The sequence below is a fragment of the Arthrobacter sp. MMS24-T111 genome, assembly GCF_054888995.1.
In genome coordinates this window covers 2,483,659-2,498,115 of sequence record NZ_JBTZRO010000001.1, presented here as the reverse complement: position 1 = coordinate 2,498,115, position 14,457 = coordinate 2,483,659, and the positions used below count along the sequence as shown (strand labels likewise).

The window sequence follows — 14,457 nt, the reverse complement described above, 5'->3', positions numbered from 1 at the left end:
CCCGTCCGGGTGGTGGCCACAGCCTTATTAACTGCTAGAGGAACTCGGCCCGGCCCTCCATCGCCGATGAGGCCAGGGCGTGTTCCCGGCGCGGGATGCGTCCGGCGGCCCTCGCCAACCTGCCGGAAATCACGGCGTGCTTGAAAGCTTCGCCCATCAGCGCCGGATTCTGCGCCCGCGTCACGGCCGTCGCCAGCAGGACGGCGTCGCAGCCCAGCTCCATGGCCAGGGCGGCGTCGGAGGCCGTACCGATGCCCGCGTCCAGGACCACGGGGACCGAGGCCCGGGAGACGATGAGTTCGATGTTGTGCGGGTTCAGGATGCCCAGACCGGTGCCGATCGGTGCGCCGAGCGGCATGACGGCGGTGGCACCAAGATTTTCCAGCCGCAGCGCCAGCACGGGGTCGTCGTTGGTGTAGGCAAAGACCTTGAAGCCGCGGTTGACCAGTTGCTCGGTGGCCTCAACGAGTTCCACGGCGTCCGGCAGCAGGGTCTGTTCGTCGGCGATGACTTCCAGCTTCACCCAGTCGGTTTCGAGGGCTTCCCGGGCCAGTTCCGCGGTAAGGACAGCGTCCCGGGCGGTGAAGCAGCCGGCGGTGTTGGGCAGGACTTTGATCCCGTGGTCCACCAGCAGCTGGAACAGCGAGCCGGTTTCCGCTGGTGAGTAGCGCCGCATGGCCACCGTGGTCAGTGCCGTGCCGGAGGCCAGGAGCGCGGCGCCCAGTCCGTCCAAGCTGGGCGCACCGCCGGTGCCCATGATGAGCCGGGATCCCAGGGCGACGCCGTCGATCACCAGGGTGTCCCCTGCGGCTTGGCTTGCGGTGTTGATGGTGCCGGTTTCGGTCATGGTGTCAGCCTCCTTGTACTGCGGTAACGAGTTCGATGTCGTCGCCGTCGGCGAGCGCGGTACCGAACCACTGGCTGCGCGGCACCACCTGGGCGTTGTGGGCGACGGCGACGCCCAATTTCCTGCCGTCCGTCGCCTGGCCGTTGGGGGCCAGCGGCCGCCCGGTGACCTGGCTGACGAGCGTGGTGATGGAAGCGCCGTCGGCCACCGAGTGCGGGTTTCCGTTGAGGGTGATATTCACGCTGTCTCCTTCATGTGGGGGCTGGGGACGGCCACGGCCGACCCGGAAAAGCGGTCCGGGCTGAACGGCGCCCAGCGGGGATCGACGGCCCCGTCCAGCAGTGTTGTGCAGATGGCGGCGGCGGAGGGCGTGAGCAGCACCCCGTGCCGGAAGAAACCGGTCGCGATGATCAGCCCCGGCACGTGCCCGTCCGCTCGGCCCCCGGATCCCAAGGACGCCGCAACCCGGCCCAGCAAGGGTGCATTGTCGGGGGTCCCGGGGCGCGCCCGGGCGGTGCATTCCAGCAGTTCAAGTTCGGCGACAGCGGGAACCAGTGCCTGGGCGTCACGGAGCAGTTGGTACACGCTGCCGGCGCTCACGGCGTCGGAAAGCGCGTCCTCCCGCTGGGAGGCGCCGATGACCACCGTGCCATCCTCCCGGGGGACGATGTACACCGGGATCCCGTGGACCACCCCGCGCACCGTGGCCGTCACCAGCGGGCGCAGGTGCTGCGGCACGGAAAGCCGGAGGATGTCCCCGTGCACCGGCCGCAGCGGCAGGTCAAGGCCGTGGGGCAAGCCGTCAAGGGACGCCGCGTGCAGGCCGTTGGCCACGACCGTTTCCCTCGCCAGGACCATGCTGCCGCTCCCAAGGCGGACGCCGGCCACCGTCCCGTCCTTCCACAGCAGTCCGGCCGCCCGCTCCGGGACGGCAAAACCTTCCGTGGCACCGGCAACCGCCAACGTCGGGGTTTCCCGTGCCGCTGCGGCGAGCGCCAGGCGCACTGACGCTATCAGCTTCCTCGGGTCCACCTGGTGGTCGGCCGGGGTGTCCAGCGCGCATGAGATCCCCGGGCTCAGCAAGGGTTCGCGGCTGCGGGCTTCACGCACGGTCAACGGTGCCACCTCCAGGCCGCTGGCCTGCTGCACTGCGCGCAGGTCCATCAGCGCCCGCCGGTCGGCAGCGTCCACACCGACCGCGAGGGTGGGTGTCGTCAAGTAACCGGTCCCGGTTCCGGCTGCGGCGGCGACGCCGGCAGCGAAGCCGGGCCAGCGGGAGGATGCGTCGAGCATGAGCTCCAGGAGGTCCTCTTCCTGGTAGTGCAGCTCGCTGACGGGGGCCAGCATGCCGGCAGCGGCCCAGCTGGCGCCGGCGCCGGGCGCGTCATCGATGAGCGCGACGGAACGGCCGGAGCGCTGGATCTCCCAGGCGATTCCGTGTCCCACCACCCCCGCGCCGATGACGGCGACGTCGGCCCGGATGGCGTCATCGCCAGGCCCGGGCCGGCAGTTCCTGGTGCTGGTCATGGTGCGGTTCCTTCCCTACGCCGGTATTAGCCGGATCAGGTCAAGCGGTCGGCTCCAAAGCCCTCTCAGCCCGGCGCTTTGTGACAGCTGCCGCGGGCTCCCGCAGTACCAGCCCAGTTTAGAGGAACTAGGCTGGCAGGCATGAATATGTCCCCCTCCTCCTTTCCTGCCCTCGGGGCGGCCAGACTGTACCTCTGCACGGATGCGCGCCGGGACCGCGGCGACTTTGCCCGGTTCGTGGATGCCGCGTTCGCCGGGGGCGTGGACATCATCCAGTTGCGCGACAAGAGCATCGAGGCCGCCGAGGAACTGGACCTGCTGGCGGTCTTGAAGGAGGCGGCGGTGCGTCACGGGCGGCTGTGGGCCGTCAACGACCGGGCCGACATCGCGGTGCTGTCCGGCGCACCGGTGTTCCACATCGGCCAAAAGGACCTCCCGTTGGCTGCGGCCCGGACGCTGGTCAACGGTAATGCGGCCATCGGGCTGTCCAGCCACAGCCCGGACCAGGTGGATGCCGCCCTCTCCGCCGCTGCCGGGCCTTCCCACCTGGACTACTTCTGCGTGGGACCTGTCTGGGCCACGCCCACCAAACCCGGCCGGACCGCCGTCGGGCTTGCCCTGGTGAAGTACGCCGCCAAGGCCGCCGCGGAGGTACCCAGCCCGGTGCCGTGGTTTGCCATCGGGGGCATCGACCACGGGAATGTGCACCAGGTGGCGGAGGCAGGTGCACGAAGGATCGTGGTGGTCCGTGCCATCACCGAGGCGGCGGATCCCGCGGCCGCTGCAGCCTCCCTGCTCGACGCGCTGGACGCTGCCGGCCCCGGGCCTGCGTAAAACCCAGGACTTGGAGTTACGCTGACTTTTGTGTCACATCATCGGTTGGCTCCCAATGTCCGCGACCATCGGAACGCACTGGAAGAGGCACTGGGTGCGTTGCGGGCAGAACTCGAACTGCCGGGGCCTTATCCGGCAGCGGCAGTGGAGGACGCCCGCGCCGCCGTGGCGGCCCTGAAGCTGCCGTCCTATGACCTGACCGCCGTCGCGTTCGTGACCATCGACCCCGCCTCGTCCACCGACCTGGACCAAGCCGTGTTCATCGAGCCGGACGGGAGCGGCTACCGGGTGCTCTACGCGATCGCCGACGTTCCTGCCTTTGTTGCACCGGGTGGTCCGTTGGATGCTGAGACCCGGCGCCGCGGACAGACGTTCTACGCCCCCGACGGCCGGATCCCGCTTCACCCGGAGGTCATCAGCGAAGGGGCCGGGAGCCTGCTGCCGGGCCAGGAGTGTTCGGCTTTCGTCTGGGAGTTCACGCTCGACGCCGACGCAGCGGTGATGTCCGTCGGCGTCAGGCGGGCGCGGATCCGCAGCCGCGACAAGCTCAGCTACAAAGGTGCACAGGCCGCCCTCGACGCCGGCACCGCTCCCCCGTGCTGGAACTGCTCCGGGAAGTGGGGCTGAAACGGGTGGCGCTGGAGCGGGCGCGCGGGGGCGCCAGCCTCAACATGCCGGAGCAGGAGATCGTTCAGTTGCCCGACGGCGGCTACCGGATCGACGCCGCCCCGCAGCTTCCCGTGGAGGACTGGAACGCGCAGATTTCGCTGATGACGGGGATGGCGGCCGCCCAGCTCATGCTGGAAGGCAAGGTGGGCATCCTGCGCACCATGCCTGCCCCGGATGAGCGGTCGCTGAGGCATTTCCGGCTGCAGACCGAGGTGCTGGGCAGGCCGTGGGACGGCGAAGTCAGCTACGGCGAGTACCTGCGGTCGCTGGACCCCACCGATCCCCGCCAGCTGGCCATCATGCATTCGGCCGGGATGCTGTTCCGGGGCGCGTCCTATACAGCGTTTGACGGGACAGTCCCGGACGACGGCATCCAGTCCGCCATCGGCGCCGCCTACGCCCACACCACCGCCCCGCTGCGCCGGCTGGTGGACCGCTTCGTGCTGGTGATCTGCGAGGCCCTCAGCAACGGCGGTGACGTTCCGGGCTGGGTACGGGAGGCGCTGCCGCTGCTGCCGGGAATCATGGCCGGTTCCGACCAGCTGGCGTCGCGGATGGAGCGGATGGCGCTGGACACGGTGGAGGCGGCATTGCTGCTGAACCACATCGGCCAGGAATTCGACGCGATCGTGATTTCCGGGTCCAAACCCCAGAACGGGAACGGCAACGGATCGGCCAAGAACGGGAACTGCAACGCGTCCGCGAAAAACGGCAACGGGAACGGCAGCTCCGGGATCATCCAGATCGCCGAACCGGCGGTCACGGCACGCTGCGCCGGCGAGCTGACCTCCGGTACCAAGGTGCGCGTCCGGCTGCTGTCCTCCGACATCACCACCCGGCAGGTCCACTTCGAGCTGGTTCCATAGGGCCCGGCGGACGCGGCAGGAACGGGCAACACGGGGATTTCGCCCCTGTACGGCTAGACTGGGAAGGTAGAACTGGATGCCCGGTCGTTGATTTCCTTGATTTGAAACCAACAAGCCCGCCCCTACGCGATCTTGAGATTTGCCCGTTGGTCACCAGTGCCAGCATTAGATAGCCCGCGATCGGCTTCCACTGGATTAGCTTGCGCGCCCGAGCGTGCTCCGGAACGGCCAGGACTGGCCGGCCCGTTGAGCAGGCAGCGCCATTGCCCAAATGAATAAGGAAACTCCCCGTGAGTGAATTGCATACCCACCAGCTCCTGACCGATGCGTCCGGCACCGAGACCATCGAGCCGGAAGAGACCATCATTTCGGACGAGACGCCGCACGAGATCGCGGAGAAGTCTTTTGCCGACTACAACGTCCGCGCGGACATCGTCGAATCCCTGGCCGACGCCGGGATCACGCACCCCTTCCCCATCCAGGCCATGACCCTGCCGGTGGCACTGGCAGGCCACGACATCATTGGCCAGGCCAAGACCGGCACCGGCAAGACCCTGGGCTTCGGCATCCCGGCTCTGCAGCGGGTCATCGGACAGGACGACCCCGGCTACGCCAATTTGGCCGTCCCGGGCGCCCCGCAGGCCCTGGTCATCGTCCCCACCCGCGAGTTGGCGGTGCAGGTGGCCAACGACCTCCAGACGGCCTCCCGCAAGCGCAACGCCAGGATCACCACCATCTACGGTGGCCGTGCCTACGAGCCCCAGGTTGAAGCACTCCAGCAGGGCGTCGAAGTAGTAGTTGGCACCCCGGGGCGCCTGATCGACCTGTACAAGCAGAAGCACCTGAGCCTGAAGAACGTCAAGCTCGTGGTCCTCGACGAAGCCGACGAAATGCTGGACCTTGGCTTCCTGCCGGACGTTGAGACCCTCATCGCCGGAACCCCGGCTGTCCGCCAGACGCTCCTGTTCTCGGCAACCATGCCCGGCCCCGTCATCGCGATGGCGCGCCGCTACATGACCCAGCCCACCCACATCAGGGCAGCCGATCCGGATGATGAAGGCCTCACCAAGCGCGACATCCGCCAGCTCATCTACCGTGCACACAGCATGGACAAGACCGAGGTGGTGGCGCGCATCCTGCAGGCCCGGGGCCGTGGCCGGACCATCATCTTCACCAAGACCAAGCGCACCGCCGCCAAGGTGGCCGAGGAACTGGTGGACCGCGGTTTCGCCGCGGCAGCCATCCACGGCGACCTGGGCCAGGGCGCACGTGAGCAGGCGCTCCGCGCGTTCCGCAACAACAAAGTGGACGTGCTGGTGGCAACAGACGTCGCTGCCCGCGGCATCGACGTGGACGATGTCACCCACGTGATCAACTACCAGTGCGTCGAGGACGAAAAGATCTACCTGCACCGGGTGGGCCGCACCGGCCGCGCCGGCAACAAGGGCACTGCGGTCACGTTCGTCGACTGGGATGACATGCCGCGCTGGGCGCTGATCAACAAGGCCTTGGGCCTGAGCGTCCCCGAGCCCGTGGAAACCTACTCCTCCTCACCGCACCTCTACAGCGACCTCGACATCCCCGAGGGCACCAAGGGACGCCTTCCGCGCGACAAGCGGACCTTGGCCGGCGTTGACGCCGAGGTGCTTGAGGACTTGGGTGAAACCGGCAAGAAGAACAGCCGCGGCGGCCGGGACGCCTCCCGTTCCCGCGACCGCGACGGCCGGGGACGTGGAAAGGACGACGGCGGAAAGGCCGGCGGCCGGGACTCCGCCCGCTCCGGTGAGCGCCGTCGTCGTACCTCCGACTCCGCCGCCCCTGCCGCCGACGCAGCCGCCCCCGCGGCCGACGGCGACCAGTCCTCGCGCACCCGCCGTCCCCGGACCCGCACCCGCCGCCGCAACGGCGAAGTGGTTGGCGCCGCGGACAAGGGCGGCCAGCCCGGCAGCTCCGAGGGCTAACTGCGTCGATGACAGACACTGTTTGGGCGCCGGACGGCGGCAGCCTGGTGGTGCACGCGGACAACGCGGATTACCTCCCAACACTGCCGGACGGCGCCTTCACGCTGATCTATGTGGATCCGCCCTTCAACACGGGCAGGCCGCAGCAGCGGCAGGAAACCCGGATGGTGGCCAACGCTGAAGGCAGCGGGGACCGGGTGGGTTTCAAGGGCCGTTCCTACGACACCATCAAGGGCGCACTTCACCGCTACGACGACGCGTTCAGCGACTACTGGTCCTTCTTGGAACCGCGGCTGGTGGAGGCGTGGCGGCTGCTGGCCGACGACGGCACCTTGTACCTGCACCTGGATTACCGCGAGGTGCACTATGCCAAGGTGATGCTGGACGCCATCTTCGGCAGGGAGTGCTTCCTGAACGAAATCATCTGGGCGTATGACTACGGCGCCCGGGCGAAGAACCGGTGGCCCACCAAGCACGACAACATCCTGGTGTACGTCAAGAACCCGGCCAAGTACCACTTCGACAGCGCCGAGGTGGACCGCGAACCCTACATGGCCCCGGGACTGGTGACGCCGGCCAAGCGCGAACTGGGCAAGCTGCCTACCGACGTCTGGTGGCACACCATCGTCTCGCCCACCGGCAAGGAAAAGACCGGGTACCCCACCCAGAAGCCGGAAGGGCTGGTCCGCCGGATCGTGGCCGCCTCGTCCCGCCCCGGCGACTGGTGCCTGGACTTCTTCGCAGGCTCCGGCACCCTGGGTGCAGTGGCCGCCAAGCTTGGCCGGAAGTTCGTGTGCGTGGACCAGAACCAGCCCGCGATCGACATCATGGCCAAACGGCTCGGTCCCCACGCCACCCTGGCCGTGTACCAGCCCACCTGACGCGCCGAAGTGATCAGGGGCGGATGACCGCGGATCCGGTGCCCAGTTCCTCGATCCGCGCCAGCATTCCGGGGGCAGTGACGTTCTCGCCGAGCAGATTGGGCTTGCCCGTACCGTGGTAGTCGGACGAGCCGGTGACCAGCAGGCCGTGCTTGGCGGCGAGCTTGCGCAAAAACGCCCGCCCCTCCTCCGGATTGTCCCGGTGGTCGATCTCCAATCCCGCCAGTCCGGCGTCGATCATCTCCCGGTAGGTCCGCTCCCCCACGATCCGGCCCCGGGCCGACGCCACCGGGTGGGCAAACACCGGCACGCCTCCCGCGGCACGGACAAGTTCGACGGCGGTCGCCGGGTCCGGTGCGTAGTGCGGGATGAAGTAGCGGGACCGGGAGGTGAGGATCGAAGCGAACGCCTCGGAACGGTCTTCCACCACCCCTGCAGCCACCAGGGCATCAGCGATGTGCGGCCGGCCCAGGGTGGCGCCCGGGGCCACGTGGTGGATCACGTCATCCCATGTCAGGGGGTAGTCCTCGGCCAGGATGGTCACCATCCGTTCGGCCCGGGTCAGGCGCGAGTCCTTGGCCTTGGTGATCTCCTCCAGCAGGCCTGGATGGGTCGGGTCGTGCAGGTAGCTCAGGAGGTGCACGCTGATGCCTTCCGCGGTCCGGCAGGAGACTTCCATGCCGGGAACCAAGGCCACGCCGTGCGTGACGGCGGCCGCGGCCGCCTCGGCCCAACCCGCGGTGGAATCATGGTCCGTCAAGGCCACCACGTCCAGGCCCGCACGCGCGGCGGAGGCCATGACGTCGGCGGGCGGCTCTGTCCCATCGGAGACATTGGAGTGGGCATGCAGGTCAATCCTCACTTGTCCAGACTAGTGGACCGCGCCCCTTCGGCACCGGAGCCTGTTCGCTTAGCCGCGACGCTGGTGAGACGATGGTGCCGTGAACGATGCCGATAACACCCAGAACTCTGCTTCCCAGCCGCTGGAGGAGCGCGTCAACAACCGCTCGCAGCGGCCCAGTTCCAACGCTTTCAAGGCCTTCATGGCCAGCAACTGGGCGCCGTCCAGCCAGGAACTCCCCCAGCGCGACGCCGTCGCCGGCTACGCCGCAACCCGGCGCAAGGCAATCTCCGCCCAGTTCAAAGGCGAACGGCTGGTCATCCCCGCCGGACCGCCAAAGGTCCGCTCCAACGACTGCGACTACCGCTTCCGCCCGCACTCCGGCTTCGCCCACCTGACCGGCCTCGGCCTGGACCACGAGCCGGACGCTGTCCTGATCCTCGACCCGGTGGAGGAAGGAAACGGCGACGACGGCGGCAACCACCGCGCCACGCTGTACTTCCGGCCGTTGGCGGGCAGGGACACCGAACAGTTCTACGCCGATTCCCGCTCCGGCGAGTTCTGGATCGGGGCACGCCCCACCCTCGAAGAGTTCCAGGCCCGCCTGGGGCTGCCCACCGCGCACATCGACCAGCTCGAAACAGCCATCACCAAGGACGTCGGCGCTCCCGAGATCGGTGGAATCTCCATCCGCCTGGTCCGCAAGGTGGACGAAAACATCGACGCCCTGGTGGATACGGCCCGGTACAACACGGCGAAGGATCCGGAGAATCTGGACCTTGAGGCCCTGGACGCCCTAGACGAGAAGCTCAGCGAAGCGCTCTCCGAACTGCGCCTGCTCAAGGACGAGTGGGAAATCGAGCAGATGAAGATCGCCGTGTCCGCAACGGTTGAGGGATTCGAGGAAGTTGTGAAGGCCCTCCCCCGTGCATTGACGCATGCCCGGGGCGAACGTGTGGTGGAGGGTGCGTTCTTCGCCCGCGCCCGCGAGGTGGGCAACGAACTGGGCTACGACACCATCGCGGCCTCCGGCAACAACGCCACCGTGCTGCACTGGACCCGCAACACCGGCCGGGTCCACGCAGGCGACCTCCTGCTCCTGGACGCCGGTGTTGAGGCGGACTCGCTCTACACTGCGGACATCACCCGTACCATCCCGGCCGATGGCACTTTCACCGCTGTCCAGCGCAAGGTCTACGAGGCAGTCCTGGACGCGGCGGATGCAGGCTTCGCCGCGGCGCAGCCTGGCACGAAATTCCGCGACATCCACACCGCGGCAACCACGGTCCTGGCCGAACGACTCGCCGAATGGGGCCTGCTGCCGGTCAGCGTGGAGGAAGCGGTCAGCCCCGAGGGCCAACAGCACCGCCGCTGGATGCCGCACGGAACGAGCCACCACCTCGGCCTGGATGTGCACGACTGCGCCCAGGCCAAGCGGGAACTTTACCTGGACGGCATCCTCAGCGAAGGCATGGTCTTCACGATTGAACCGGGCCTCTACTTCAAGGCGGAAGACCTGGCGATCCCCGAAGAATACCGTGGCATCGGCGTCAGGATCGAGGACGATATCCTCATGACCGCCGACGGCCCCGTCAACCTCAGCGCCGCCCTGCCCCGCAAGGTTGAAGACGTCGAGACCTGGATGGCCGGCATTTACCGGACCGAAGAAGCCTGACACGGGCACACACGGAAAAGAGCGTGGCCACCGGACTGAGTCCGGTGGCCACGCTCTTTTGTATCGCCGTCATCCTGCGCGTGCCGCCAGGAAGGCCGGAGTGTCTGCGGAGCCGGGAGACCTATTGTCCGTTGCCGCCCCGGTGGGTGTCCTCGTCCTGGCCGTACTGCCCTGGGTTGTGCTCCGGGTTGGGGCCCGCCGCGGATTGGGCGGCCGGCTCGTGGGGGTGTTCCGGAGCGGCTGCGCCGTGCTGCGCGGCGTCAGTCGCGGGGCCCTGCGGAAGCCGGACCCCGTACTGCGGCCGGCCGTCCGGCAGGTCGGGGTACCGCACGGTTCGGACCGGCTGTGCCGGCTGCTGCCCGTCGTCGTACTGTTGTCCGGCCTGTTGCTGGCTTCCGGCGCCCGGGGAGCCGTGGCCTTCGTGCCCTGGAGCAGCAGTGGGCCGCTGGCCGTAGGGGTCGTTCCACCCGGCCGGCCTGGCCGGTCCTTGGCCGGGCTGCTGTTCCTGCCCCGGCTGGTGCTGCTGCTGGTTCGGCTGGTTGTAGTAGTCATGCTGCGTATACGGGCCGTGTCCGGACGCCGCGTCGGAGCGGGACATCGGCAGCTGCTGCAGCAGGCGCCGGGCCTCATGGGCTGCCTCGGGGGCCACGATGACGTCATAGTTCGTGGCCACCACCTGGCTGGTGGAGGTGAAGTCCCGCTTGCCGCGCTGCATGGCGTAGGTGACGATGCCGAACAGCATGAAGAAGGCCGCACCCATCAGCACCGACGTCATGATCGAGAAGTAGCCGGGCGAGGGCGCGAAGAAGGACAGCATGACGCCCACAAAGAGGCCGAACCACATGCCGCTCAGTGCTCCGGAAAGGGCCACCCGGGGGTAGCTCAAACGGCCCGTCACCCTCTCCACCATCTTCAGTTCGTTGCCCACGATCGAGACCATCTGGACCGGGAACTGCTGGTCCGCGAGGTAGTCGACCGCCTTCTGGGCATCGAGGTAGGAGGTGTAGGACCCTACGGTGTCACCGGTGGGTACGGCCCGGGCGTCATCCGGTCCGGTGGGGCCGCCGGTCTTGGGAGCACCAAAAATGTTGGACATACACCCATTCTTGCCCATCAAGATGGGTGCCGCCTGTAAATTCAGCTAAAAGAGAGCAGACTCGGTAGCCTGTAGTGGTGAGCACAACACCTACCCGTGTCTTCGTGGCACGCCTCCTGGGCCTGGATGTCTTCGACCCCTTGGGTGACCGCCTGGGCCGGCTGCGCGATGTTGTTGTGCTGTCCCGCGGGACCCAGGGAGCCCCCCACGTGGTGGGTATCGTGGTGGAAGTTCCGGGCAAGAAGCGTGTCTTCGTGCCCATGACGCGCATCACCTCGATCGACCAGACCCAGATTATCTGCACCGGCCTTGTCAACCTGCGCCGGTTCGAACAGCGCGGTGCCGAAACACTGGTGGTGGCGGAGATGTTCGACCGGCGGGTGACCCTCCGCGACGGCAGCGGCGACGCCACCATCGAGGACATCGCCATCGACCAGCACCGGTCCCGCGACTGGTTCGTCAGCAAGCTGTTTGTCCGGCGCGGCCACTCGCTGTCCCCCTTGAGCCGTTTGCGCCGCAACGAAACATTGATCATTGACTGGGCGGACGCCCAGCAGGGACCACGCACCGAGCCGCAGGCCGCCACGCAGTTCGTGGCCAACCACGAAGACCTCAAGCCCGCAGACTTTGCCGAGGCACTGCAGGAGATGAGCGACAAGCGCCGGTTCGAGGTGGCCAGCGAACTGCAGGACGAGCGGCTGGCCGACGTCCTCCAGGAGCTTCCCGAGGACGACCAGGTGGAAATCCTCTCCGCGCTGGATGTCCAGCGCGCCGCCGACGTCCTTGAGGAAATGGACCCCGACGACGCCGCCGACCTTCTGGGCGAACTCCCCTCCGCGCAGGCCGAGGAACTCCTCCAACTGATGGAACCCGAAGGCGCCGACGACGTCCGCCGCCTGCTCGAATACGACGAGGATACGGCCGGCGGCCTCATGACTCCTGTGCCGGTCATCCTGCCGCCGGAAGCCACCGTGGCCGAAGCCCTGGCCCACGTGCGGCGGGAGGAGCTTCTCCCCGCCTTGGCATCGTCGATCTTTATCGCCCGGCCGCCGCTCGAGACCCCCACTGGCCGCTTCCTGGGCGTGGTGCACATCCAGCAACTGCTCCGTTTCCCGCCGTTCGAGGCGCTGGGCAACCTGGTGGACAAGAACCTCGAGCCGCTGTCCGACCAAGCCCACATCAGTGAGGTGGCCCGGACCCTGGCCACCTACAACCTCAACTCCCTCCCGGTGGTCAACGACGCCGGCCGGCTTGTGGGGGCGGTGACTGTTGATGACGTATTGGATCACTTGTTGCCGGACGACTGGCGCGCCCATGATGGCGAAGCCCCGATAAGAAAGCTCGGTGGCCGCATTGGCTGATAACAGCGCCCCGAAGAACCCCAGCCAGCGGAACCTGGCCAACGCGGAATCAAAAGGCAGCCTCGACACACCCCTAAGCGCCCGTCAGCGGATCCTGCCCAAGTTCAAGCCGGATCCGGACGCATTCGGGCACGCCACCGAGGGTTTTGCCCGGTTCATGGGCACGCCGCAGTTCCTGGTTTACATGACGGTGTTCTGCATCTTCTGGTTGGGCTGGAACACCTGGGCGCCCGTCGAGTGGCAGTTCGACTCGAGGGACCTTGGCTTCACCCTGCTGACCCTGATGCTGTCGCTGCAGGCTTCCTACGCGGCACCCCTGCTGCTGCTTGCGCAGAACCGCCAGGACGACCGCGACCGCGTCTCCCTGCAGCAGGACCGGCAGCGCGCCGAACGCAACCTGTCCGACACCGAGTACCTCACCCGGGAACTGGCCTCCCTGCGGATCGCGCTGCGTGAAGTAGCCACCCGTGACTATGTCAGGGCAGAGCTGCGCTCACTCCTGGAGGACATGTTGGAAGCGCAGGAGGAACTCCGGACCCACGACGACTCGGGCCCCGGTTCCCATGAGTCACCACGGGACAAGGTCAAGGACAAACTCCGTGAGCAGAGGGACCGGCAGCGTGGCCCGCGCACCCAGCAGATCCCCCGGGTCAAGCCCGGCCATTCCACCAACGAACGCTAGGCCGGATCATCCGGCTGCACTTCGCCGCACCAGCACGAAAGCCGAGGCCCGCCACGTGAGCGCCCCCATGGATCCGGCACCATCCGCCAACTCCCCGCTGCTCCAGGCCGTCACCCGCGCCCTGGCAACCGTTATCGACCCTGAGCTCCGCCGGCCCATCACCGAACTGGGGATGGTGGACTCCGTCCAGGTGTCCGACGACGGCCGGGCCACCGTCGCTGTCCTGCTCACCATCGCGGGTTGCCCGCTGCGGGACACGATCACCGCCGATGCCCGCAAGGCCCTGTCCGCGGTCCCCGGTGTCACCGCCGTCGACGTCGACCTGAAGGTCATGGACCAGGCCCAGCGGGATGCCCTCAAGGAGAAGCTGCGCGGCCCCGGCGGCGCACGCACCATCCCGTTCAACCAGCCCGAATCGCTGACCAAGGTCTATGCGGTGGCCAGCGGCAAGGGCGGGGTGGGAAAATCCTCGGTGACCGTGAACCTTGCCACTGCCCTGGCTGCCCGGGGCCTGCGGGTGGGCATCGTGGACGCGGACGTCTACGGGTTCTCCGTCCCCGCCTTGATGGGCATCTCCCAGGCTCCCACCCAGGTGGATGACATGATCCTTCCCCCGGTTGCCTACGGCGTGAAGGTCATCTCCATCGGCATGTTCGTCACCGGGAACCAGCCTGTCGCCTGGCGGGGACCCATGCTGCACCGGGCTCTGGAACAATTCCTCACGGACGTCTACTTCGGCGACCTGGACGCCCTGTTCCTGGACCTTCCCCCGGGGACCGGGGACATCGCCATTTCGGTGGCGCAGTTGCTGCCCAAGGCGGAGATCCTGGTGGTCACCACGCCCCAGGCCGCGGCGGCGGACGTAGCCGAACGCGCCGGTGCGATCGCGACCCAGACCGGCCAGAAGATCGCCGGTGTCATTGAGAACATGTCGTACCTGGACATGCCCGGCGGTGGCCGGATGGAACTGTTCGGAAGCGGCGGCGGCACGGTCCTTGCCGGGCGGCTCAGCACCACGCTCGGCGTTCCGGTGCCCCTGCTGGGCCAGATTCCACTGGACATCCAACTCCGCGAGGGCGGTGACGCCGGGGTTCCGATCGTGCTTGGTAAGCCCGATTCCGCGGCAGGCGTGGCGCTGGCAGGTATTGCTGAGCGGCTTGCCGCCACACCGCGCGGCCTTGCCGGGATGAAGCTGGGGCTCCAGCCCCGCTGACAAG

12 protein-coding genes, 1 pseudogene and 1 riboswitch are annotated in these 14,457 nt (G+C 67.8%); of the genes and pseudogenes, 8 read left to right on the top strand and 5 right to left on the bottom strand.

Features of this window, described 5'->3' with window-relative positions:
* Positions 1–34: 34 nt before the first annotated feature.
* The 3 genes from ACX5I6_RS11790 to thiO all read right to left on the bottom strand — a co-directional run bounded on the left by ACX5I6_RS11790 (position 35) and on the right by thiO (position 2,374).
* Positions 35–847, bottom strand: a complete 813-nt coding sequence (locus ACX5I6_RS11790) for a thiazole synthase (protein WP_461840587.1) — start codon at positions 845–847, stop codon at positions 35–37.
* A 4-nt stretch (positions 848–851) separates the two neighbouring features.
* Positions 852–1,088 carry a sulfur carrier protein ThiS gene (gene thiS, locus ACX5I6_RS11785; protein ID WP_461840586.1) on the bottom strand — a complete coding sequence of 79 codons (237 nt, stop codon included), beginning with the start codon at positions 1,086–1,088 and terminating at the stop codon, positions 852–854.
* The gene (gene thiO, locus ACX5I6_RS11780) at positions 1,085–2,374 is read right to left on the bottom strand and encodes a glycine oxidase ThiO (protein WP_461840585.1); all 1,290 of its coding nucleotides are present in this window, start codon (positions 2,372–2,374) and stop codon (positions 1,085–1,087) included. Before thiO ends, thiS begins: the two co-directional genes overlap by 4 nt.
* Positions 2,369–2,488: riboswitch (TPP riboswitch) on the bottom strand. It overlaps the preceding gene by 6 nt.
* A 27-nt stretch (positions 2,489–2,515) precedes the next feature.
* Between thiO and thiE the strand changes: the two genes are divergently transcribed.
* The 4 genes and pseudogenes from thiE to ACX5I6_RS11760 all read left to right on the top strand — a co-directional run bounded on the left by thiE (position 2,516) and on the right by ACX5I6_RS11760 (position 7,585).
* Complete coding sequence (gene thiE / locus ACX5I6_RS11775; protein WP_461840584.1) at positions 2,516–3,208, top strand: thiamine phosphate synthase; 693 nt, start codon at positions 2,516–2,518, stop codon at positions 3,206–3,208.
* Between the two features lie 30 nt (positions 3,209–3,238).
* A pseudogene (locus tag ACX5I6_RS11770) lies at positions 3,239–4,743 on the top strand (RNB domain-containing ribonuclease).
* Between the two features lie 290 nt (positions 4,744–5,033).
* Positions 5,034–6,704: a DEAD/DEAH box helicase gene (locus tag ACX5I6_RS11765; RefSeq protein ID WP_461840583.1), complete on the top strand. Its 1,671-nt coding sequence runs from the start codon at positions 5,034–5,036 to the stop codon at positions 6,702–6,704.
* An 8-nt stretch (positions 6,705–6,712) separates the two neighbouring features.
* Positions 6,713–7,585 (top strand): DNA-methyltransferase, encoded by an 873-nt coding sequence (locus ACX5I6_RS11760; protein ID WP_461840582.1) that lies wholly within the window; start codon positions 6,713–6,715, stop codon positions 7,583–7,585.
* A 13-nt stretch (positions 7,586–7,598) separates the two neighbouring features.
* Here the strand turns inward: ACX5I6_RS11760 and ACX5I6_RS11755 are convergent, their stop codons facing one another.
* Positions 7,599–8,447: a PHP domain-containing protein gene (locus ACX5I6_RS11755; RefSeq protein ID WP_461840581.1), complete on the bottom strand. Its 849-nt coding sequence runs from the start codon at positions 8,445–8,447 to the stop codon at positions 7,599–7,601.
* A 79-nt stretch (positions 8,448–8,526) separates the two neighbouring features.
* On the opposite strand from ACX5I6_RS11755, the gene ACX5I6_RS11750 reads away from it, so the two are divergent.
* The gene (locus tag ACX5I6_RS11750) at positions 8,527–10,101 is read left to right on the top strand and encodes an aminopeptidase P family protein (protein WP_461840580.1); all 1,575 of its coding nucleotides are present in this window, start codon (positions 8,527–8,529) and stop codon (positions 10,099–10,101) included.
* Between the two features lie 121 nt (positions 10,102–10,222).
* Here ACX5I6_RS11750 and ACX5I6_RS11745 read toward each other — a convergent pair whose 3' ends face one another.
* Positions 10,223–11,197: a YflT domain-containing protein gene (locus ACX5I6_RS11745; protein ID WP_461840579.1), complete on the bottom strand. Its 975-nt coding sequence runs from the start codon at positions 11,195–11,197 to the stop codon at positions 10,223–10,225.
* 77 nt (positions 11,198–11,274) lie between these two features.
* Between ACX5I6_RS11745 and ACX5I6_RS11740 the strand changes: the two genes are divergently transcribed.
* From ACX5I6_RS11740 to ACX5I6_RS11730, 3 genes are all read left to right on the top strand, one after another.
* Positions 11,275–12,558 (top strand): magnesium transporter MgtE N-terminal domain-containing protein, encoded by a 1,284-nt coding sequence (locus ACX5I6_RS11740; RefSeq protein ID WP_461840578.1) that lies wholly within the window; start codon positions 11,275–11,277, stop codon positions 12,556–12,558.
* The gene (locus ACX5I6_RS11735) at positions 12,542–13,240 is read left to right on the top strand and encodes a DUF1003 domain-containing protein (protein WP_461840577.1); all 699 of its coding nucleotides are present in this window, start codon (positions 12,542–12,544) and stop codon (positions 13,238–13,240) included. The genes ACX5I6_RS11740 and ACX5I6_RS11735 overlap by 17 nt, the downstream gene beginning before the upstream one ends.
* Before the next feature lie 67 nt (positions 13,241–13,307).
* Positions 13,308–14,453 carry an Mrp/NBP35 family ATP-binding protein gene (locus ACX5I6_RS11730; RefSeq protein WP_461841704.1) on the top strand — a complete coding sequence of 382 codons (1,146 nt, stop codon included), beginning with the start codon at positions 13,308–13,310 and terminating at the stop codon, positions 14,451–14,453.
* Positions 14,454–14,457 lie beyond the last annotated feature (4 nt).

Coding starts and splice junctions, on each gene's coding strand:
- thiO (WP_461840585.1), bottom strand. CDS start 2,374: ATGACCAGCACCAGGAACTGCCGGCCCGGGCCTGGCGATGACGCCATC.
- ACX5I6_RS11745 (WP_461840579.1), bottom strand. CDS start 11,197: ATGTCCAACATTTTTGGTGCTCCCAAGACCGGCGGCCCCACCGGACCG.
- thiE (WP_461840584.1), top strand. CDS start 2,516: ATGAATATGTCCCCCTCCTCCTTTCCTGCCCTCGGGGCGGCCAGACTG.
- ACX5I6_RS11790 (WP_461840587.1), bottom strand. CDS start 847: ATGACCGAAACCGGCACCATCAACACCGCAAGCCAAGCCGCAGGGGAC.
- ACX5I6_RS11730 (WP_461841704.1), top strand. CDS start 13,308: ATGGATCCGGCACCATCCGCCAACTCCCCGCTGCTCCAGGCCGTCACC.
- ACX5I6_RS11760 (WP_461840582.1), top strand. CDS start 6,713: ATGACAGACACTGTTTGGGCGCCGGACGGCGGCAGCCTGGTGGTGCAC.